18 protein-coding genes are annotated in these 20,469 nt (G+C 60.2%); 7 read left to right on the top strand and 11 right to left on the bottom strand.

Features of this window, described 5'->3' with window-relative positions; translation table 11 throughout:
* Positions 1-132: 132 nt before the first annotated feature.
* The gene (mltF, locus tag AC1DU9_RS03800) at positions 133-1,593 is read left to right on the top strand and encodes a membrane-bound lytic murein transglycosylase MltF (RefSeq protein ID WP_223460292.1); all 1,461 of its coding nucleotides are present in this window, start codon (positions 133-135) and stop codon (positions 1,591-1,593) included.
* Between the two features lie 124 nt (positions 1,594-1,717).
* Here mltF and pdxJ read toward each other — a convergent pair whose 3' ends face one another.
* The 8 genes from pdxJ to lptF all read right to left on the bottom strand — a co-directional run bounded on the left by pdxJ (position 1,718) and on the right by lptF (position 10,137).
* A complete protein-coding gene (gene pdxJ, locus AC1DU9_RS03795) occupies positions 1,718-2,464 on the bottom strand; it encodes a pyridoxine 5'-phosphate synthase (RefSeq protein WP_008053219.1) in 747 nt (248 codons plus the stop codon).
* A gap of 50 nt (positions 2,465-2,514) precedes the next feature.
* Positions 2,515-3,198: a DNA repair protein RecO gene (gene recO / locus AC1DU9_RS03790; RefSeq protein ID WP_477809754.1), complete on the bottom strand. Its 684-nt coding sequence runs from the start codon at positions 3,196-3,198 to the stop codon at positions 2,515-2,517.
* A gap of 166 nt (positions 3,199-3,364) precedes the next feature.
* The gene (gene era / locus AC1DU9_RS03785; RefSeq protein ID WP_007973959.1) at positions 3,365-4,267 is read right to left on the bottom strand and encodes a GTPase Era; all 903 of its coding nucleotides are present in this window, start codon (positions 4,265-4,267) and stop codon (positions 3,365-3,367) included.
* Positions 4,260-4,949 carry a ribonuclease III gene (gene rnc / locus AC1DU9_RS03780; RefSeq protein WP_008053221.1) on the bottom strand — a complete coding sequence of 230 codons (690 nt, stop codon included), beginning with the start codon at positions 4,947-4,949 and terminating at the stop codon, positions 4,260-4,262. Before rnc ends, era begins: the two co-directional genes overlap by 8 nt.
* Before the next feature lie 184 nt (positions 4,950-5,133).
* Positions 5,134-5,988, bottom strand: coding sequence for a signal peptidase I (gene lepB, locus AC1DU9_RS03775; protein ID WP_223460288.1), 855 nt, complete (start codon positions 5,986-5,988; stop codon positions 5,134-5,136).
* Positions 5,989-5,993: 5 nt separating this feature from the next.
* Positions 5,994-7,793 carry a translation elongation factor 4 gene (lepA, locus tag AC1DU9_RS03770; protein WP_477809753.1) on the bottom strand — a complete coding sequence of 600 codons (1,800 nt, stop codon included), beginning with the start codon at positions 7,791-7,793 and terminating at the stop codon, positions 5,994-5,996.
* Between the two features lie 171 nt (positions 7,794-7,964).
* Positions 7,965-9,026, bottom strand: a complete 1,062-nt coding sequence (gene lptG / locus AC1DU9_RS03765; protein WP_223460286.1) for an LPS export ABC transporter permease LptG — start codon at positions 9,024-9,026, stop codon at positions 7,965-7,967.
* A complete protein-coding gene (lptF, locus tag AC1DU9_RS03760) occupies positions 9,019-10,137 on the bottom strand; it encodes an LPS export ABC transporter permease LptF (protein WP_223460283.1) in 1,119 nt (372 codons plus the stop codon). Before lptF ends, lptG begins: the two co-directional genes overlap by 8 nt.
* Before the next feature lie 323 nt (positions 10,138-10,460).
* Here lptF and AC1DU9_RS03755 point away from each other — a divergent pair, with 323 nt between their 5' ends.
* From AC1DU9_RS03755 to AC1DU9_RS03745, 3 genes are read left to right on the top strand one after another with little or no spacing between them, the layout of a single operon-like run.
* Positions 10,461-11,951: a leucyl aminopeptidase gene (locus AC1DU9_RS03755; protein WP_223460281.1), complete on the top strand. Its 1,491-nt coding sequence runs from the start codon at positions 10,461-10,463 to the stop codon at positions 11,949-11,951.
* A 60-nt stretch (positions 11,952-12,011) separates the two neighbouring features.
* On the top strand, positions 12,012-12,440 hold the full coding sequence (locus tag AC1DU9_RS03750; protein ID WP_223460279.1) for a DNA polymerase III subunit chi: 429 nt from the start codon (positions 12,012-12,014) through the stop codon (positions 12,438-12,440).
* 8 nt (positions 12,441-12,448) lie between these two features.
* Positions 12,449-12,856: a DNA polymerase III subunit chi gene (locus AC1DU9_RS03745; RefSeq protein ID WP_223460276.1), complete on the top strand. Its 408-nt coding sequence runs from the start codon at positions 12,449-12,451 to the stop codon at positions 12,854-12,856.
* A 150-nt stretch (positions 12,857-13,006) separates the two neighbouring features.
* Here the strand turns inward: AC1DU9_RS03745 and AC1DU9_RS03740 are convergent, their stop codons facing one another.
* On the bottom strand, positions 13,007-13,774 hold the full coding sequence (locus AC1DU9_RS03740; protein WP_477809752.1) for a sulfite exporter TauE/SafE family protein: 768 nt from the start codon (positions 13,772-13,774) through the stop codon (positions 13,007-13,009).
* A 213-nt stretch (positions 13,775-13,987) separates the two neighbouring features.
* Between AC1DU9_RS03740 and xseA the strand changes: the two genes are divergently transcribed.
* The 3 genes from xseA to leuA all read left to right on the top strand — a co-directional run bounded on the left by xseA (position 13,988) and on the right by leuA (position 18,324).
* On the top strand, positions 13,988-15,367 hold the full coding sequence (gene xseA, locus AC1DU9_RS03735; RefSeq protein ID WP_477809751.1) for an exodeoxyribonuclease VII large subunit: 1,380 nt from the start codon (positions 13,988-13,990) through the stop codon (positions 15,365-15,367).
* Between the two features lie 3 nt (positions 15,368-15,370).
* Positions 15,371-16,192 (top strand): peptidoglycan DD-metalloendopeptidase family protein, encoded by an 822-nt coding sequence (locus AC1DU9_RS03730; protein ID WP_223460268.1) that lies wholly within the window; start codon positions 15,371-15,373, stop codon positions 16,190-16,192.
* Between the two features lie 452 nt (positions 16,193-16,644).
* Complete coding sequence (leuA, locus tag AC1DU9_RS03725) at positions 16,645-18,324, top strand: 2-isopropylmalate synthase (RefSeq protein ID WP_477809750.1); 1,680 nt, start codon at positions 16,645-16,647, stop codon at positions 18,322-18,324.
* Between the two features lie 186 nt (positions 18,325-18,510).
* On the opposite strand, the gene AC1DU9_RS03720 is transcribed toward leuA, so the two are convergent.
* Together AC1DU9_RS03720 and AC1DU9_RS03715 are read right to left on the bottom strand one after the other, a co-directional pair.
* Positions 18,511-19,302 (bottom strand): amidohydrolase, encoded by a 792-nt coding sequence (locus tag AC1DU9_RS03720; RefSeq protein ID WP_223460264.1) that lies wholly within the window; start codon positions 19,300-19,302, stop codon positions 18,511-18,513.
* The gene (locus AC1DU9_RS03715; protein ID WP_223460262.1) at positions 19,290-20,438 is read right to left on the bottom strand and encodes a pyridoxal phosphate-dependent aminotransferase; all 1,149 of its coding nucleotides are present in this window, start codon (positions 20,436-20,438) and stop codon (positions 19,290-19,292) included. The genes AC1DU9_RS03720 and AC1DU9_RS03715 overlap by 13 nt, the downstream gene beginning before the upstream one ends.
* Positions 20,439-20,469 lie beyond the last annotated feature (31 nt).

The following is a 20,469-nucleotide window of genomic DNA, read 5'->3' as shown; positions in this document are numbered from 1 at the left end:
GCTTATTTTTACGGTGAAAAAATGCAGACAAGGCCCATTTCTGCGGGGTTTCGGCCGTTTTTGTGATGTCTAGCAGACAAGCCCCTCGCTGTCGAGATATGGCGCCCGTGGTCCTTTGCGTATACTGCGCAGATGTTTTTCCCAACGGCTTTGCGTCCGCGGTACGCCAAATGGCTGATCGCAACCGGACTCTTCCTGATGCTCGGTGGCTGTGTTGATAAACCCAACACGCTCGAGCGCGTAAAGGAGGATGGTGTGCTGCGGGTGGTTACCCGAAACAGCCCCGCCACCTACTTTCAGGATCGCAACGGTGAAACCGGCTTCGAATACGAGCTGGTGAAGCGCTTCGCCGACGATCTGGGGGTCGAGCTCAAGATCGAGACCGCCGACAACCTGGACGACCTGTTCGACCAGGTCGGCAAGCCCAATGGCCCGGTACTGGCGGCTGCCGGGCTGGTCAGCAGCGAAGAACGCAAGAAGCAGGTGCGCTTCTCGCACTCCTATCTGGAAGTCACCCCGCAGATCATCTACCGCAACGGCCAGTCTCGGCCAACCGATGCGAAGGATCTGGTGGGCAAGAAGATCATGGTGCTCAAGGGCAGCACCCACACCGAACAACTGGCGCAGCTGAAACAGAAATTTCCCGGCATCGAATACGAAGAGTCTGACGCGGTCGAGGTCGTCGATCTCCTGCGCATGGTGGACGAAGGTCAGATCGACCTGACACTGGTCGACTCCAACGAAGTGGCGATGAACCAGGTGTATTTCACCAACATCCGGGTCGCCTTCGACCTCGGTGACGCCAGCAACCAGAGCTGGGCCGTCGCGCCGGGCGACGACAACAGCCTGCTCAACGAAATCAACGAGTACCTCGACAAGGTCAAGAAAAACGGCACCCTGCAACGCCTCAAGGATCGTTACTACGGGCATGTCGACGTTCTCGGCTACATGGGCGCCACCACCTTTGCCCAACACTTGCAGCAACGCCTGCCCAAGTACGAACAGCACTTCAAGTCGTACGCCAAGAAAGAGAAAGTCGACTGGCGCCTGCTGGCGGCCATCGGGTACCAGGAGTCGTTGTGGCAACCGGCCGTCACGTCCAAGACCGGCGTGCGCGGCCTGATGATGCTGACCCAGAACACCGCGCAGGCCATGGGCGTGTCCAACCGCCTGGACCCCAGGCAGAGCATCATGGGCGGCGCCAAGTACCTGGCCTACATGAAAGACCAGCTCGACGACTCGATTCAGGAACCGGACCGTACCTGGTTTGCCCTGGCGGCCTATAACATCGGCAGCGGCCACCTCGATGACGCCCGCAAACTGGCGGCCAAGGAAGGGTTGAACCCGGACAAATGGCTGGATGTGAAGAAGATCCTGCCGCGCCTGTCGGAAAAGAAGTGGTACAGCAAAACCCGTTACGGCTACGCCCGTGGCGGCGAACCGGTGCATTTCGTGGCGAACATCCGTCGCTACTACGACATCCTGACCTGGGTCACGCAGCCGCAGCTTGAAGGCGATCAGGTCGCCGAGGGCAAACTGCTTGTGCCGGGGATCGACAAGACCAAGCCGGCTCAAGAGCCTGCGCCGCTTTAAAAACCACCACCAAACCACTGTAGGAGCGAGCCTGCTCGCGATGAGGCCCTTTCAGTCACATCAACTGTGTCTGTCAGACCGCTATCGCGAGCAAGCTCGCTCCCACAGGGTTTCGTGTCGTTCTTTAAGCTTTGGCAGCAGCCGCCAGAATCAGCGCCTTCATTTCCGAAACAGCCGACTTGAAGCCAACGAACAACGCATGGGCCACCAGCGCATGGCCGATGTTCAGTTCGTTGATGCCCTTGATCGCCGCCACGGCTTCGACGTTGTGGTAGTGCAGGCCATGGCCGGCATTGACGATCAGGCCCTGGGCCAGACCGAAGGCCACGCCATCGGCCACACGCTTGAGTTCTTCGGCGACTTCGGTCGGGGTTTCTGCGTCGGCGTAACGCCCGGTGTGCAGTTCGATGGCCGGCGCGCCGACACGGCGGGAGGCTTCGATCTGCCGCTCATCTGCATCGATGAACAGCGACACTTCGGAGCCGATCTTCGACAGGCGCTCGACCGCGGCCTTGATCCGCGCTTCCTGACCTGCCACGTCCAGGCCACCTTCGGTGGTCAGTTCCTGGCGGGTTTCAGGTACCAGGCAAATGTGCGCCGGGCGGATGCGTTCGGCGAACTGCATCATTTCTTCGGTGACACCCATTTCGAAGTTCATGCGGGTTTGCAGCACATCCTTGAGCAGCAGAACGTCGCGCTCCTGAATGTGCCGACGGTCTTCGCGCAGGTGCACGGTGATGCCGTCCGCGCCCGCCTCTTCCGCGTCCAGTGCCGCCTTGACCGGGTCCGGGTAACGGGTGCCCCGGGCCTGACGCAGGGTGGCAACGTGGTCGATGTTCACGCCAAGAAGAATGCGGGTGCTGGTGGTCACGGAAAGCGCTCCAGAAGAAGAGAAAGTTCGGTGCACAGCATACGGTGTGATCAGGGCTTGCGAAACAGCTCGCGACTGACAAGTGGACGACCGCCCAGGTGAACTGCCAACGCCTGGCGCATCAGGCGCTTGGCGGCAGACAGAGCGCCGGGGGCAGACCAGTCGGCTTCGGCCATGGCCAGCAGTTCGGCGCCATTGAACAGGCCCGGTTGCAGCAGATAGACACGTTCAAGCCCGGCATCCACTTGCAAACGGTAGAGGCCGTCAGGCGCGATGGGTTGATCATGAATATCAGTCGTCAGGGAAAAACCGTATCCGAGGTCATCGAGCAGGCGCCACTCGAAGGAACGCAGCAACGGCTCCAGCGCGCGGCCTTCGGCCAACGCCAGCAAGGTGGCGGCGTAATGATCGAACACCGAGGGGAGCGGATCTTCAGCGGGCAACAAGCGAATCAGCAGCTCATTGAGATAAAGACCGCTGAACAGCGCCTCGCCATTGAGCCAGGTGGAAACCCCGGCACTTTCCATGCGCCCGACGTTCTTCAACTCGCCCCTGCCCCGGAACTCGACTTCCAGTGGCACGAACGGCCGCGCCAGCGTCCCGGCCTTGCCCCGCGCACTGCGCAACACCGCCCGCAGCCGACCTTGCGGCGTGAGGAAGTCCACCAGCGCGCTGGTTTCGCGGTAGGCGCGGGAGTGCAGGACGTAGGCGGGTTGGGCGATGGGTTGGGACATGGAAATCGCAGATCTCGATGAAGAAGCAGATATTACTGACAACCCCAAAACCACTGTAGGAGCGAGCCTGCTCGCGATGAGGGGCTAACATTCAACACACTCGTTGACTGACAGACCGCTATCGCGAGCAGGCTCGCTCCTACAGTTACATCACTTGGGTCCGGCTTTACAGATCGCCATAACCCAACGAACGCAACGCACGCTCGTCATCGGACCAGCCACCCTTAACCTTGACCCACAGGTTGAGCATGATCTTGGAATCGAACAGCAACTCCATGTCCTTGCGCGCTTCGGTGCCGATGCGCTTGATACGCTCGCCCTTGTCGCCAATGATGATTTTCTTCTGGCCATCGCGCTCGACGAGGATCAAGGCATGGATGTGCAGGGTCTTGCCCTGCTGCTTGAACTCTTCGATTTCAACGGTGATCTGGTACGGCAGCTCGGCGCCCATCTGGCGCATGATTTTCTCACGCACCAGTTCAGCGGCGAGGAAACGGCTGCTGCGGTCGGTGATCTGGTCTTCCGGGAAGAAGTGATCGTTTTCCGGCAGGTGCTCGGCAATCACTCGTTCCAGCGCATCGAGGTTATGCCCGTGCTGCGCGGAAATCGGGATGATCTGCGCATTCGGCAGCTGCTCCTGCAACCAGCTCAGGTGCGGCATCAGCTCGGCCTTGTCTTCGATACGGTCGGTCTTGTTCAGCGCCACGATCAGCGGGCCGGTCACGTACTGGACGCGCTCGAGAACCATCTGGTCCTCTTCGGTCCACTTGGTGCGGTCCACCACGAAGATCACCACGTCGACGTCTTTCAACGCCGCCGAAGCGGTCTTGTTCATGTAGCGGTTCAGAGCCTTTTCGCCGCCCTTGTGCATGCCAGGGGTGTCGACGTAGATCGCCTGCACGTCGCCCTCGGTCTTGATGCCGAGCATGTTGTGACGGGTGGTTTGCGGTTTGCGCGAGGTGATCGCCAGCTTCTGACCCAGGATGTGATTCAGCAGTGTGGACTTGCCCACGTTCGGACGGCCGACGATGGCAACATAGCCACAGCGAGTTGCGTTTGTATCAGTCATTGCCATTCTCCACACCCAGGGCAATCAGAGCTGCGGCGGCCGCTACCTGTTCGGCAATACGACGGCTCACACCCTGACCTCGGCTTTTTTCATTCAGTAAGATGATTTCGCATTCGACGAAGAACGTCCGGCAATGCGGCTCACCCTGGATATCCACCACTTCGTAACGCGGCAGCTCACAACCACGGGACTGCAGGAATTCTTGCAGGCGGGTCTTTGGATCTTTGTTGGTGTCGACCAGCGTCAAGCCTTCGAACTCTCCGGCCAGCCAGGCAAGCACACGTTCGCGAGCCATTTCCATGCCGGCATCGAGGTAGATCGCACCGATCAGCGCTTCCAGTGCATCGGCCAGAATCGACTCGCGACGGAAACCTCCACTTTTCAGCTCGCCCGAACCCAGGCGCAGGTATTCGCCAAGATCGAAACCACGGGCCAGTACGGCCAGAGTCTCACCTTTCACCAGACGCGCGCGCAAACGCGACAACTGGCCTTCGCGGGCCAGCGGGAAGCGCTCGAACAACGCCTCGCCGGCGACGAAATTGAGAATGGCGTCACCGAGGAATTCCAGGCGTTCGTTGTTACGCCCGGCAAAGCTGCGGTGAGTCAGGGCCAGGACCATCAGTTCCTGATCCTTGAAGGTGTAGCCGAGCTGACGCTCTAGACGGCTTAAGGAGACGCTCACGGTTTACCCACGCTGAGTTCGTGGCTGGATTCCACCGCCATCGCCGTGAGGTGGCGCAGGCTTGGGACAATTAACGCTGTGTTCAAAAATAACGTCCTGAATATCATTGTTTTCATGCATCTGGCGCCCATTGTGCCGGTTCCAGAAATGCATTCGGCGCTGTGTTCAACAGCGCCGTGTTTGATTACTTGATCAGGCCAACCCGCGAGAAATTCGGCAGGTGACTGAGTTTGGGTTCCGGCCAGCTCATCCAGACCGCGAAGGCCTTGCCGACGATATTCTTGTCGGGAACCATGCCCAGCAGATCCTTGGGAATGCTTGGATCATCCCAGTAGCGACTGTCGTTCGAGTTGTCGCGGTTATCGCCCATCATGAAGTAGTGCCCGGCGGGCACGGTCCACGAATGGTCCGGCATTGCGCGGTAGCGGCTCATTTCCTTGCGGATCATGTGCTCGGCCGCACCGAGTTTTTCCTTGTAGAGCTCAGCGCTGCCCAGCGTGCCCGGCTCGGAGCCGACCAGTTGTTCGGCAATCGATTGACCGTTGACGAACAGGCGCTTGTCGGCGGTATAACGAACCGTGTCACCCGGCAGGCCTACTACACGCTTGATGTAGTTGACGTTCGGGTCGCTCGGGTAGCGGAACACCATCACATCACCGCGCTGCGGATCACCGACTTCGATGATTTTCTTGTCGATCACCGGCAAGCGGATCCCGTAGGAAAACTTGCTCACCAGAATGAAGTCGCCGACATCCAGGGTTGGCTTCATCGAACCGGAAGGAATCTGGAACGGTTCCACCAGGAACGAACGCAGCACCAGCACGATGAACAACACCGGGAAGAACGACTTGCCGTATTCAACCAGCAGCGGTTCCTTGCTCAGTTTCTCGACCACTGCCCCATCAAGCTGGCTCACACTGCCCTGATAGGCATTGATGGCAGACCGGCGCCGTGGCGCCAGGAACAACAGATCGAGCAACGCCAAAAGACCGCAGACGAATACGGCGATGACCAGCAACAGCGGGAAATTTAGTGACATAGGACCTAACTATCCAACCTGAGCACTGCAAGGAAGGCTTCCTGTGGAATTTCCACGTTGCCGACTTGCTTCATGCGTTTCTTACCGGCCTTTTGCTTTTCCAGCAGCTTTTTCTTACGGCTGACGTCACCACCGTAGCATTTGGCCAATACGTTCTTTCTGAGCGCCTTGACGGTTGTCCGCGCCACAATCTGCCCGCCAATGGCGGCCTGGATTGCCACGTCGAACATCTGCCGCGGAATCAGTTCCTTCATCTTCTCGGTCAACTGGCGACCTTTGTAGTGCGAGTTGTCACGGTGCACGATCAGCGCCAGGGCATCGACCTTGTCGCCGTTGATCAGCACGTCCAGCTTCACCAGGCTAGCCGATTGGTAACGATCGAAATGGTAGTCCAGAGAAGCATAGCCGCGACTGGTGGATTTCAGACGATCAAAGAAGTCCAGTACCACTTCGTTCATCGGCAGGTCGTAGGTCACTTGTACCTGAGAGCCTAGGAACAGCATGTCGACCTGTACACCGCGTTTTTCGATGCACAGGGTAATGACGTTGCCCAGGTGCTCTTGCGGCACAAGAATATTGGCGCGCACGATCGGCTCGCGCATGTCTTCGATGGAAGACAGGTCCGGCAGCTTCGACGGGTTATCGACGTAGATCGTCTCACCGGTCTTGAGCAACAGCTCGAAGATTACCGTCGGCGCCGTGGTGATCAGGTCCAGGTTGTACTCGCGCTCCAGGCGCTCCTGGATGATTTCCATGTGCAGCATGCCGAGGAAGCCGCAACGGAAGCCGAAGCCCAGGGCGTCCGAGCTTTCCGGCGTGTACTGCAGCGACGAGTCGTTCAGGGTGAGCTTTTGCAGCGCCTCGCGGAAGTCTTCGAAGTCGTCGGAGCTGACCGGGAACAGACCGGCGTACACCTGCGGCTGGATGCGTTTGAACCCCGGCAGCACGTCGACGTCCGGCGTCGTGCTCAAGGTCAGGGTATCGCCCACTGGCGCACCGTGAATGTCCTTGATGCTGGCGATGATGAAGCCCACTTCACCGGCCTTCAGGTCAACGGTCGGGGTGTGTTTCGGGTTGAATACACCGACGCTGTCCACCAGGTGGATCTTGCCGGTGGATTTGACCAGGATCTTGTCGCCCTTCTTCACGCGGCCGTGGCGCACGCGTACCAGGGAGACAACGCCCAGGTAGTTGTCGAACCAGGAGTCGATGATCAACGCTTGCAGCGGATCTTCGATATTGCCGGTCGGCGCTGGAATGGTGGTCACCAGGCGCTCGAGCACTTCATCGACGCCCAGACCGGTCTTGGCAGAGCAAGTGACCGCGTCGGTGGCATCGATGCCGATGATTTTTTCGATTTCTTCTCTGACGCGGTCCGGATCAGCCTGTGGCAGGTCGATCTTGTTCAGCACCGGCATCACTTCCAGGCCCTGTTCGATCGCCGTGTAGCAGTTGGCAACCGACTGTGCTTCAACGCCTTGACCGGCATCGACCACCAGCAGCGCGCCTTCACAGGCAGCCAGCGAACGGCTCACCTCATAGGTGAAGTCAACGTGGCCGGGGGTATCAATGAAGTTCAGCTGGTAGTTGATACCGTCGCGAGCCTTGTAATACAGGGTGACGCTGTGCGCCTTGATGGTGATCCCGCGTTCACGCTCGAGGTCCATGGAGTCCRGGACCTGGGCTTCCATTTCGCGCTCGGCCAGGCCGCCACACATCTGGATGAAGCGATCGGCCAGCGTCGACTTGCCATGGTCAATGTGGGCGATGATGGAGAAATTGCGGATATGACTCAAATCACTCACGGATCAACACTCAAAAAGGCTGCAGGCATGGCCCGCCGAAAAATAGCCGGGAATTGTACCTGATCCACGGCGCAAGCGTCACGTTTGCAGGTCAGACGGTGCCTACAAAAACGCCCCGGTCTTGCGACCGGGGCGTTTTTTATTACCTGTCAGGCCGGAAAATACCCGCCATCAACCGGCTCGACGCAATAACCAGAGCCCCGCCACGGCACAAATACCCGCCGGCAGCAGCACCGAAAGCAACGGTGGGAAGCCGAATACCAGGCTGGAAGGCCCCAACAGATCCTGAACGATGCGGAAGGTGAAGCCCACCAGCACACCGGTGAACACACGCTGGCCGAGAGTTACCGAACGCAATGGACCGAAAATGAAGGAAATGGCCATCAGCACCAACGCGGCAGTGACCAACGGCTGCAATACCTTGACCCAAAATGCCAGCCAATAGCGGCCATTGCTCAACCCCTGGTCCGCCAGATAGTGGATGTAACCCCAAAGGCCGCTGATCGACAGCGACTCCGGCACCATGACCACGGTGTTCAGCAACTGCGGGCTCAACGCGACTTCCCAACGCTCATCCGGTGTCGAAACCACTTCGGTGCTGCGCTCGTGGAACAGCGTGGTCGTGACATCCGTCAACTGCCAATGATCCGTGTCGAACTCGGCACGCTTGGCGAAGCTGGCCGACAGCATGTGCCGTTCGTTGTCGAAACGATAACGGGTCACGCCATACAGGATGCCGTTGGGTTGTACCGAGTTGACGTGAATGAACTCATCGCCCTGGCGGTGCCACAAGCCGTGCTTGGCGCTTTGTGCATCACCGCTCCCCTGAGCCAGCGAGCGATTGGCCTGCGCGGTGGTTTCGGCAGGCGGCGCGATGTACTCGCCGACCAGCACACCGGCGAGCATCAATACCAGCATCGGTTTCATGACCGCCCAGACGATCCGGCCGATCGACACACCGGCAGCACGCATGATGGTCAGTTCACTGTTGCTGGCCAGGCTGCCCAGACCGATCAGGCAACCGATCAGCGCCGCCATCGGCAGCATTTCGTACATCCGGCGCGGCGCGGTCAGCGTCACATAACTCAGCACATCGAGCAGGGTGTAGGTATCGGTGACTTCACTCATCTCGTCAATGAAGGCAAACAGTGTCGCCAGGCCGAGAATGATCCCGAGCACTGCCAGAATCGCAATGAGTACGCTGCTACCAATGTAGCGATCCAGCTTAACCACGGGCCACCTCCAGCGCGCTGCGGCGACTCGCCCTCTTCAAACGCAGGGGCTCCCAATAAAGCAAGCCCAGGCCAATGACCAGGAAAATCCCGTGCACCCACCACAAGCCCAGCACTGCGGGGATCTTGCCCTTGTCGAGGGCACCGCGGGCGGCAATCAGAATGGTCAGGTAAGCCATATAAAGAAGAATCGCCGGCAGTAATTTGAGGAATCGGCCCTGACGCGGGTTGACCCGCGACAACGGCACCGCCATCAAGGTCACGATGAACACCAGCAACGGCAGTGACATACGCCATTGCAATTCGGCGCGCAAACGAATGTCTTCACTGCCGATCAACGTACGGGTCGGCATCGCATCACGGTCGGTGACTTCGTCGCTGACGTCCGGCTTTGGCAGCAACACACCATACTCGTCGTACTTGATCGCCCGGTAGTCGGCCTGCCCTGGATTACCGTCATAGCGATAGCCGTTATCAAGGATCAGGTAGCGGTTGCCGTCCGGGCGAATTTCCTGACGCCCCTTTTCCGCCACCAGGACAGAAATTCCGCGATCCTTGTTGTTGGAACTGATGTTCTTTTGCGAGATGAACACACCGCCCAGATTGACGCGGTCATCCGTCATGCGCTCGGTGTAGGTGACCCGGGTACCGTCTCGCAGGGCCTGGAAACGCCCTGGCTCCAGGGTATCGAATTCAGTCAGGGCGTCCTGCTTGTTCAGCAGCAACTGAAACTGGTTGGCCCCTTGTGGCGCCAGACTCAGGCTCAGCCACGCCACGATGAGTGCAACCAGGGTGGCCGGAAACATTGTCATCCAAACCAGCCGCTGCTGGCTCATGCCGGTAGCCGAGAGCACGGTCATTTCACTATCGAGGTACAGGCGTCCGTAGGACAACAGGATCCCGAGAAACAGGCCCAGCGGCAGAATCAGCTGGAGAAACCCCGGCAGACGAAAGCCCATGATCAGGAACAGCGAACCCGGATCCAGCAGGCCCGAGGCCGCCTGGGCGAGGTATTTGATGAAGCGCCCGCTCATGATGATGACCAGCAGCACGGCGCTGACGGCGCTCAAGGTCAACAGGACTTCGCGGGATAGATAACGGAAGACGATCAAACCAGACACTCCAGGGTTGTCAGGCTAAGGCGGCCAAACAAGCAAACGTATCGGACAGCCCGCAAGGCAGAGCCGCCGAAAAAAAGATGGCGCATTATCCTGTGATTGGGTGCACCTGTCACTGCGCAAGCTCAAGCAGCCGGTCAAAGCACCGAAGATCGTACAACCGAGGGTTGTCAGCCGCCGGTAGCGAGGTTCAAACTGCGGCCTTTGTGGCCGGTCGATCCCGGCGCCTTTCTTTTGCTTTCTATTTAAATGCAGGCAAGTGACGCACATACGGTGTCGGGCGCTTGCGTGCTAACCATCAATTCAGGGACCCGGACATGGAACTGGTTGTAAAAAGCGTCAACCCGGAAACGTTGAAGACCGCCACGCTGGTGGTTTCCGTTGGCGAAGGCCGCAAGCTCGGCGCTGTTGCCAAACAACTCGACGAACTGAGCGGCGGCGCGATCAGCGCAGTGCTCAAGCGCGGCGATCTGGCCGGCAAGGTTGGCCAGAGCCTGTTGCTGCACAGCCTGCCGAACCTCAAGGCCGAGCGTGTGCTGCTGGTAGGCGTTGGCAAGGACGACGAACTGGGTGACCGCCCGTTCCGCAAAATCATCGCCGGCATCCTCAATACCCTCAAAGGCCTGGGCGGCAGTGATGCGGTGCTGGCCCTGGACGAAATCGTGGTCAAGGGGCGCGACAGCTACGGCAAGACCCGCCTGCTGGCGGAAACCCTGATCGATGGCGAATACCAGTTCGACCAGTTCAAGAGCCAGAAAGCCGAACCCCGCGCCCTGAAGAAAATCACCCTGCTGACCATCAAGGCGGCTCAAGCTGAAGTGCAGCGCGCCGTGGCCCACGCCACTGCCATCGCCAACGGCATGGCCTTCACCCGCAACCTGGGCAACCTGCCGCCAAACATCTGCCACCCGACCTTCCTCGGTGAACAGGCCAAAGACCTGGGCAAAGAGTTCAAGGAACTGAAAGTCGAAGTCCTCGACGAGAAGAAGATCAAGGCCCTGGGCATGGGCTCGTTCTACGCCGTCGGCCAGGGCAGCGCCCAGCCACCGCGCCTGATCGTCATGCAATACAACGGCGGCAAGAAATCCGAGAAGCCGTACGCGCTGGTCGGCAAAGGCATCACCTTCGACACCGGCGGCATCAGCCTGAAGCCGGGCGCCGGCATGGATGAAATGAAGTACGACATGGGCGGCGCCGCCAGCGTGTTCGGTACCCTGCGTGCCGTGCTGGAGCTGAAGCTGCCGATCAACCTGGTGTGCATCCTGGCCTGTGCCGAGAACATGCCGAGCGGCAACGCTTCGCGCCCGGGCGACATCGTCACCACCATGAGCGGCCAGACCGTGGAAATCCTCAACACCGACGCCGAAGGCCGTCTGGTGCTGTGCGACGCCCTGACCTACTCCGAGCGCTTCAAGCCGCAAGCGGTGATCGACATCGCCACCCTGACCGGTGCCTGCGTGGTCGCCCTGGGTTCCCATACGTCGGGCCTGCTGGGCAACAACGACGAACTGATCGGCCAACTGCTGAGCGCCGGCAAGGCTGCCGACGACCGCGCCTGGCAACTGCCGCTGTTCGATGAATACCAGGAACAGCTTGACAGTCCATTTGCCGACATCGCCAACATTGGCGGCCCGAAAGCCGGCACCATCACCGCGGCCTGCTTCCTGTCGCGCTTCACCAAGAACCTGAACTGGGCTCACCTGGACATCGCCGGCACGGCCTGGACCAGCGGCGGCAAGGACAAGGGCGCCACTGGCCGTCCGGTTCCCCTGCTGACCCAGTACCTGCTGGACCGCGCCAAAGCCTGAAACCGATGATGGGCTGCGGCGTCACTTTCCAGTGACGCCGTTTGCCGCTCTGGAACCGCAATGACCAAAGTCGACTTCTATATCCTGCCCAGCGCCGATCCTTCGGCACGCCTGGACTTTGCCTGCAAGCTCACCGAGAAAGCCTGGCGCATGGGCCACCGCATCTACCTGCATTGCAGCGATGCTGCCCAGCGTGACGATCTCGATGCGCGGTTGTGGGCGTTCAAGGGCGAAAGCTTCGTGCCCCACGGCCCTGCCGACAGCGAACCTGACGGTTTGATTGTTTTGGGGTTGGGCAATGACTGCGGACAACATCAGGACCTGCTGGTCAATCTCGACCTGAAAGTCCCGGCCTTCGCCAACAAGTTCGCCAGAGTGGCGGAAGTGGTGGTGGAGGATCCGACGATCAGAGCGGCCGCGCGGGAGAGTTTCCGTTTCTACCGCGAACAGGGCTATCCTCTGCAAGATCACCGTTTACAGCGACTCTGAGCCTTTCAATGGACACTCCAAAACCGCTGCAACAGTCCGCGCACCTGCTGGACGACCTCGAGTCGATCCGCCAACTGCTCGGCGATGACAACCTGCAACCGCCCCTGCTGACCGACACGGTCGAGGACGGTGACCAGGAACAGATTCCTATGCTGTTCGACGCCGTCAGCGAGCCTTCGCCACCCGTTGTTTCGACAGCCCCGCCCCCCATCGTTGAACCTGTCACCGCGACGACATCGACGCCTGCCGCCAGCAAGAACCCGGATGACTTGCTGCACCTGGACAGCGAATTGCGCGCCGCCGCGCAGTTGATCATGCAAGACGTGATCGACGATTTCGCCCCGCACATCGAGACCGAAATCAAACGCCGCCTCAGTGCACGACTGGAGCGGTTGTTGAGCCAGTACAACGACTGAACAACTTACGGCGGGGGCTCTTCTGTGGGAGCGAGCTTGCTCCGGGCGGCGATCCGACGATAGCGGTCGAACAGACACATCGATGTTGAATGTGACGCCCTCATCGCGAGCAAGCTCGCTCCCACATAAAAGCCTCGCTACGGGCAACCTTCAGGTGCTCAAGTAACGCCCAATCAATGCAATCCCGCTGGCCAGCACCAGCCACGTCACCAGGCGCACGAACGCCTCGCGAGACAACCTCATGGTCAGCCGTCGACCAAACCACAGCCCCAGCGCCATCGCCGGCAACAGACAAACTGCCAGCGCCAGCAAGGGCAGATCGGCATACACACCGGCGATTGCAAACAGGCTCAAACGCACCACCGTACTGCAGCTGATCAACGCGCTTTGGGTGGCCCGAGCCGCCTCCTTGGGCAAACGGCTGTTCAGATAGATCGCATACAAAAAACCGCCGCTGCCAAACAACGCGCCAAACATTCCGCCCACCGTCCCCATCGGCACCGCCCAAGCGGCGGACAACTGCGCCGGACGTGCCTTTATCCACAGGCTGTAAATCGCATAGGCGCTGATAAACACCCCCATCAACAACAGCAACAGGTCGGACTTGAGGTTCAGCAGAAAAATCACCCCCAGCGTGCACCCCACGGCCATGCAGGGCAGTAACCGCAACAGCTCCGGCCTCGCCACATCGCGCCGCGAAGGCAACAGATTGCCAAATGCCGCGACAAAATCGAGCAACACCAGCAACGGCACGATCTTCGACAGCGGCATGAACAGAATCAGGATCGGCCCCGCCACCAGCGCCGTACCGAAGCCGGCGATGCCGAACACGATGTAGGCCAGGGCGATGCCCGTACCGATGGTCAGCCAGTTCGCAGCACCGAAATTCCATTGACCTAACAACTCAAGCACGCTCATTCCCCTGTCTTCCTTGATTACCGACAACGACTTTAACCTTCTGGGAGCGAGCTTGCTCGCGATGGCGTCTTAAAATTCACCGACGATGTCGCCTGCTGGACCGCTATCGTCGGATCGCCGCCCGGAGCAAGCTCGCTCCCACAAAAAGCCTCCCAGAAGGGAATTGTGCAGGATCATGGAGATTGACCACAGAATGCCTTTAAACTGCGCCCCATGATTAAAGATCCCTTTGCAAGACTCAGCCTGGACCGCGAAGTCCTGACCGTCAGCCAACTCAACGGCCGCGCGCGGGTGTTGCTCGAAGACGTGTTCAGTAACATCTGGGTCGAAGGCGAAATCTCCAACCTCGCCCGTCCGGCGTCGGGCCATGTGTACTTCACCCTCAAGGACAGCGGCGCCCAGGTGCGTTGCGCGCTGTTTCGGCAAAACGCGGCACGGGTTCGCCAGGCCTTGAAGGACGGCCTGGCGGTCAAGGTGCGCGGCAAAGTCTCGCTGTTCGAAGGGCGCGGTGATTATCAGCTGATCCTCGATACCGTGGAGCCGGCCGGTGATGGCGCCTTGCGCCTGGCCTTCGACGCACTCAAGGAAAAACTCAGCGCCGAAGGCCTGTTCAGTGCCGAGCGCAAGGTCCCGCTACCGGCGCACCCGCAACGCATCGGCATCATCAGTTCGCCCACCGGGGCGGTGATCCGCGACATCATCAGCGTGTTCCGCCGTCGCGCACCGCAGGTGCAGTTGACCCTGATCCCCACCGCCGTACAGGGCCGCGAAGCCACCGCGCAGATTGTCCGTGCCCTGAAACTGGCAGATGCCCGGGGTTTCGACGCACTGATCCTGGCCCGAGGCGGCGGTTCGCTGGAAGATCTCTGGTGCTTCAACGAAGAAGCCGTGGCCCGCGCCGTAGACGCTTGCGTGACGCCAATTGTCAGCGCCGTCGGCCATGAAACCGACGTATCGATCAGCGACTTCGTGGCCGACGTTCGCGCGCCCACCCCTTCCGCTGCCGCCGAATTGCTGGCACCGGACTCCGGCGATCTGGTGCGTCGGGTCGAAAGCCTGCACCGACGGTTGGTGATGCGCATGCGTGACCGCTTGATGCGCGATCGACTACGCCTGGAAGGCATTTCCCGGCGCCTGCGTCATCCCGGCGAGCGCCTGCGCCAGCAAGCACAACGCCTGGATGACCTGGACATGCGCATGCGCCGCGCGTTCGAGCGCAGCCTCAACACCCGTCGCGAACGCTTGATCCGCCTGGAAACCCGTTTGGCCGCACAACATCCGGGCCGGCAACTGGCAATGCTTCGCCAGCGCCTCGACAGCCTGGCCGAACGCCTGCCGCGCGCGATCCGCGAAGGGCTGAAGAACCGTCGCTTGCAGTTGCAAAGCCAGATGCAGACGCTGCATGTGGTCAGCCCGCTGGCGACCCTCGGCCGTGGCTACAGCATCTTGCTGGACGAGCGCGGCAACGCGATCCGCAGCGCCGCGCAAACCCATAACGGCCAGCGTCTCAAGGCCAAGTTGGGCGAAGGCGAACTGCAAGTGCGGGTCGAAGACAATCACCTGACGCCTGTCACCCTTTCTTTACTGGACTGATCCATGCCGCGTTTCCTCGCTCCGCTGCTGTTGCTGTGCCTGACCGTCAACGCCAACGCCGACAGCTACATCACCCGCCTGTTGAACAAACCGGTGCCGGGCGGCGTTGCGGTGGTGGATCTGGGCACGTCCGCCCAGGCGCCAAAAGCCACTTATCAAGGCAAACCGGTGCTGGTGGTCAAGGAACAGAGCAACTGGCTGGCCATCGTCGGCGTGCCACTGACGGTCGAGCCAGGGGCTCAATCGGTCAGCAGCGGCGGTCATAATTTGAATTTTACGGTTGGCAACAAGAAGTACCCGGAACAGCGCATCACCCTGAAGAACACCCAACAGGTCAATCCGGACCCGGAGAATCTCAAGCGCATCGAGCGTGAACTGGCCGAACAGATTGCGGCCTACCGCACATTCAGCCCCAACACCCCGAGCAACCTGCTGCTGGACAAACCGGTGAACGGGCCGCTGTCGAGCAAGTTCGGCGTGCGCCGCTTTTTCAACGGTGAAGAGCGCAACCCCCACTCTGGCCTGGACTTCGCCGTGGGCGCCGGCACACCGATCAAAACCCCGGCCGCAGGCAAGGTGATCCTGATCGGCAACTACTTCTTCAACGGCAATACGGTGTTTGTCGACCACGGCCAGGGCTTTATCAGCATGTTCTGCCACATGTCGAAAATCGACGTGAAGGTGGGGCAACAACTGGCCCGGGGTGGCGTGGTCGGCAAAGTCGGTGCGACCGGCCGGGCGACCGGGCCGCATATGCACTGGAATGTCAGTCTGAACGATGCGCGGGTCGACCCGGCTATTTTCATTGGTGCGTTTCAGCCCTGATCCGTGAATAAGGCCTCTGGCCTCATCGCGAGCAAGCTCGCTCCCACAAGGATTGTGCTGTACCTGTGGGAGCGAGCTTGCTCGCGATGGCAATATCACAGACACCGAAAGCAGTCCGGCAGTGTCACCTCATCAATTGCGCACCACTCAAACCTCGCGCAAACAACAAAACAAACACTGCCATTCACAGCAATAAAATCTCGATAAATACCCGCTCACGAGTATTCCTCTCAATTTTTTTCGACTGCTTGCCAACCTTCACCCCCGCGGTTAGGGTTGAAGGCATGAAAACCTCTCACACCCTCATTCAGCTCCGCCAGCACCGCAGCCTGTGCCTTGTCAGCGCACGACTGTCGGGCTGAATCGTGGTGCCTCGCCCCAAGCGTTACCCCAAGAACTTTTGATCCACCGGCAGGCCGCCTTTTTTCGGCCCAGACAATAAGGATTTCCCGATGAGCATGCTCAAAGACCCGTCTTCGAAATACCGCGCGTTCCCGACCATCGACATCCCGGACCGCACCTGGCCATCGAAGACCATCACCGCCGCGCCGATCTGGTGCAGCTCGGACCTTCGTGACGGCAACCAGTCGCTGATCGAGCCGATGGACGCGGTCAAGAAGCTGCGCTTCTGGAAAACCCTGGTGCAGGTCGGCGTGAAGGAAATCGAAGCGTCGTTCCCGGCCGCGTCGCAAACCGACTTCGACTTCGTCCGCACCCTGATCGAAGGCAACCACATCCCGGACGACACCACCATCCAGGTGCTGACCCAGGGCCGTGAAGACCTGATCGAGCGCACCTTCGAATCCCTGCGTGGTGCGAAGAAAGCCATCGTTCACCTGTACAACGCGACCTCCCCTTCCTTCCGCCGCATTGTCTTCAACCAGGACAAGGACGGGGTCAAGGCCATCGCCGTGAACGCCGCCAAGCTGTTCGTCAAATACGCCGCCCAGCAGCCGGACACCGAGTGGACCTTCGAGTACTCGCCAGAAACCTTCAGCGCCACCGAACTGGAATTCGCCAAGGAAGTCTGCGATGCGGTGATCGAAGTCTGGAACCCGACGCCCGAGCACAAGATGATCCTCAACCTGCCGGCCACGGTGGAATGCGCGACCCCGAACATCTATGCCGACCAGATCGAATGGTTCGGCCGTCACATCAACCGTCGTGACAGTGTGATCATCAGCCTGCACACCCACAACGACCGTGGCACTGGCGTTGCTGCCACCGAACTGGGCCTGATGGCTGGCGCCGACCGTGTCGAAGGCTGCCTGTTCGGCAACGGYGAGCGTACCGGTAACGTCGACCTCGTGACCGTGGCCCTGAACCTCTACACCCAGGGCGTGAACCCTGAGCTGGACTTCTCCGACATCGACGGCGTGCGCAAAGTCGTCGAAGAGTGCAACCAGATCCAGGTGCACCCGCGCCACCCGTACGTCGGCGACCTGGTGCATACCGCGTTCTCCGGCTCGCACCAGGATGCGATCCGCAAGGGCTTCGCCCAGCAGAAACCGGACGAGTTGTGGGAAGTACCGTACCTGCCGATCGACCCGGCCGACATCGGCCGCAGCTACGAGGCGGTCATCCGCGTCAACAGCCAGTCGGGCAAGGGTGGCATCGCCTACCTCCTGGAACAGGAATACGGCATCAGCCTGCCGCGTCGCATGCAGATCGAGTTCAGCCAGGTGGTGCAGCGTGAAACCGACCGCCTCGGCCTGGAAATGACCGCCAAGCAGATCCACTCGCTGTTGATCAGCGAGTACTTGCAGGCCAACACTCCGTACGCGTTGGTCAGCCATCGCCTGCAGGAGGAAAACGGTCATAGCGCCGTTGAAGTGGAAGTGGCCAGCCAGGGCCAGGGCGAGACTAACCTGCACTGGCGCGGCAAGGGCAACGGCGCCCTGGAAGCGCTGGTGGCCGGCCTGCCGGTACCGGTGGAAATCATGGACTACAACGAGCACGCCATCGGCGCGGGCACCAATGCCAAGGCCGCGGCCTACATTGAACTGCGTGTGAACGGCGAGCGCGCGGTGCATGGCGTCGGCATCGACGAAAACATCACCACCGCGAGCTTCAAGGCCCTGTTCAGTGCGCTGAACCGTTCGCTGAGCCAGCCGGAAGCGAAAGCGGCGTAAGCCATCAGCCGAAAAGCAAAAGGCCCTGGGGTGTGAACCTCGGGGCCTTTTTGTTTGCCTGTCCGTTTTGTGTTGCCTGTCCCAGCCCCATCGCGAGCAAGCTCGCTCCCACAGTGTCCGCGTTCACACCGATCCACTGTGGGAGCGAGCTTGCTCGCGATGGCGGTCTATCAGGCAACAAAAATCTCAGGTGAACTGAAAGGTATCGGCATCCAGATTCGCCGGAAACCGCTGCCGATACGCCGCCAGTTCCACCGCATCCAAAGTCACCTTGAACACCCCGTCCGCCTCTCCGGCACTGAGCAGCGTCTCACCCTGGAAATCCAGCACCTGACTGTCACCCGTGTACGCAAAGCCTTTGCCATCCGTGCCAATGCGGTTCACCGCTGCTACATAGCACAGGTTCTCGATCGCCCGCGCCGGCAACAAGCGGTTCCAGTGCTGGCGCCGTGCACCTGGCCAGTTGGCGGTGTACAGCAGCAGGTCGGTGTCCTGGGCGTCGCGGCTCCACACCGGGAAGCGCAGGTCGTAGCAAATCAGCGGTCGCACGCGCCAGCCCTTGAGCTCGAACTGCACCTGGCGTTCGCCGGGGGTGTAGTGGTTGTGCTCACCGGCCATGCGGAACAGGTGACGCTTGTCGTAATGCAGCACCTCACCGTCCGGTCGCGCCCACAGCAGGCGATTGCGATGGCTGCCATCGGCCGCCTGAACGATCACGCTACCGGTAATCACTGCATCAAGTTGCGCCGCCTGAGCACGCAGCCATTTGCTGGTCGGACCATTTTCCGCTTCAGCGAGGGTCTCGGACTCCATGGAAAAACCGGTAGTGAACATTTCCGGCAGGATGATCAGGTCAGCGCCACGAGCCTGCTCCAGCAGTGGCTCGAAATGCTCCAGATTGGCCTGACGGTCGTGCCAGGCCAGGGACGTCTGGATCAGCGCCACGTTCAGATTGGACAATGCACTCAGATCACGCATAGTTTTTCCGCTGCTTCCCGCAGGGTCTCCTCACGCTTGGCAAAACACAGCCGCACCAGGCGCTGGCCTTCTGGCGGCGTCTGGTAGAACACGGAAATCGGGATACTCGCCACGCCATGCTCGCGCGTCATCCACAGGGCCATCTCGACGTCATTGAGGTCCGGGCGGATCTGCGAGTAATCGACCAGCTGGAAGTAAGTACCGGCCACGCGAGTAAAACTGAAGCGTGACGGCGTCAGCAGATCGCAGAACAGATCGCGCTTGGCCTGATAGAAGTCCGGCAGCTCTTCGACGTGTTCAGGATGCTCGGCCATGAAATCGGCCAAGGCATACTGCAGCGGTGTCACGCCGCAGAAACTGACGTACTGGTGCACCTTGCGCAATTCCGCCGTCAGGGCCGGGGGCGCGATCACGTAGCCGGTTTTCCAGCCGGTGACGTGGTAGGTCTTGCCGAACGAACTGACCACGAATGCACGCTGATACAGCTCTTCATGGGCCAGCACGCTGACGTGGGGTACGCCGTCATACACCAGGTGCTCGTAGACTTCGTCGCTGATCACATAGATATCGCGATCACGGATCAACGCTGCCAACTGGTCGAGTTCGGCACGGCTGATCAACGCACCACTAGGGTTGTGCGGAGTGTTGAGAATGATCATCCGCGTGCGCGGACTCATTGCCTCGGCGAGCTTCTGGAAGTCGATGCTGAAATCGTTCAGGCCCAGCTGCACATGTACACAACGACCGCCGGCCAGTTCTACCGAGGGCTCGTAGCTGTCGTAGGCCGGGTCAAACACAATGACTTCGTCACCGCTGTGGATAACTGCCTGGATGGCGCAAAAGATCGCCTGGGTCGCACCGGGGGTGACCGTCACTTCGTTATCGGCATCGACCTTGACACCATAGCTGCGGGCGATCTTCGCCGCGATCTGCTGACGCAACACCGGCAGCCCGGTCATTGGCGAATATTGGTTATGGCCGCTGGCGATATGCCGGCCGACCGCATCGCACAGGGCCTGCGGGGCAGCGAAATCGGGGAAGCCCTGGGACAGATTGAGCGCGCCGGTCTGTGCCGCGAGCTGAGACATCTGAGTGAAGATAGTGATGCCGACATTCGGCAGCTTGCTGGTGATCATCGGTGGTTCCCTGCTCTACACCCGGCTCTAC

The sequence above is a fragment of the Pseudomonas sp. P4_C1 genome (genome assembly GCF_056402155.1).
The sequence above is the reverse complement of the archived record's forward strand: the minus strand, read 5'-3'. Positions and strand labels throughout refer to the sequence as shown.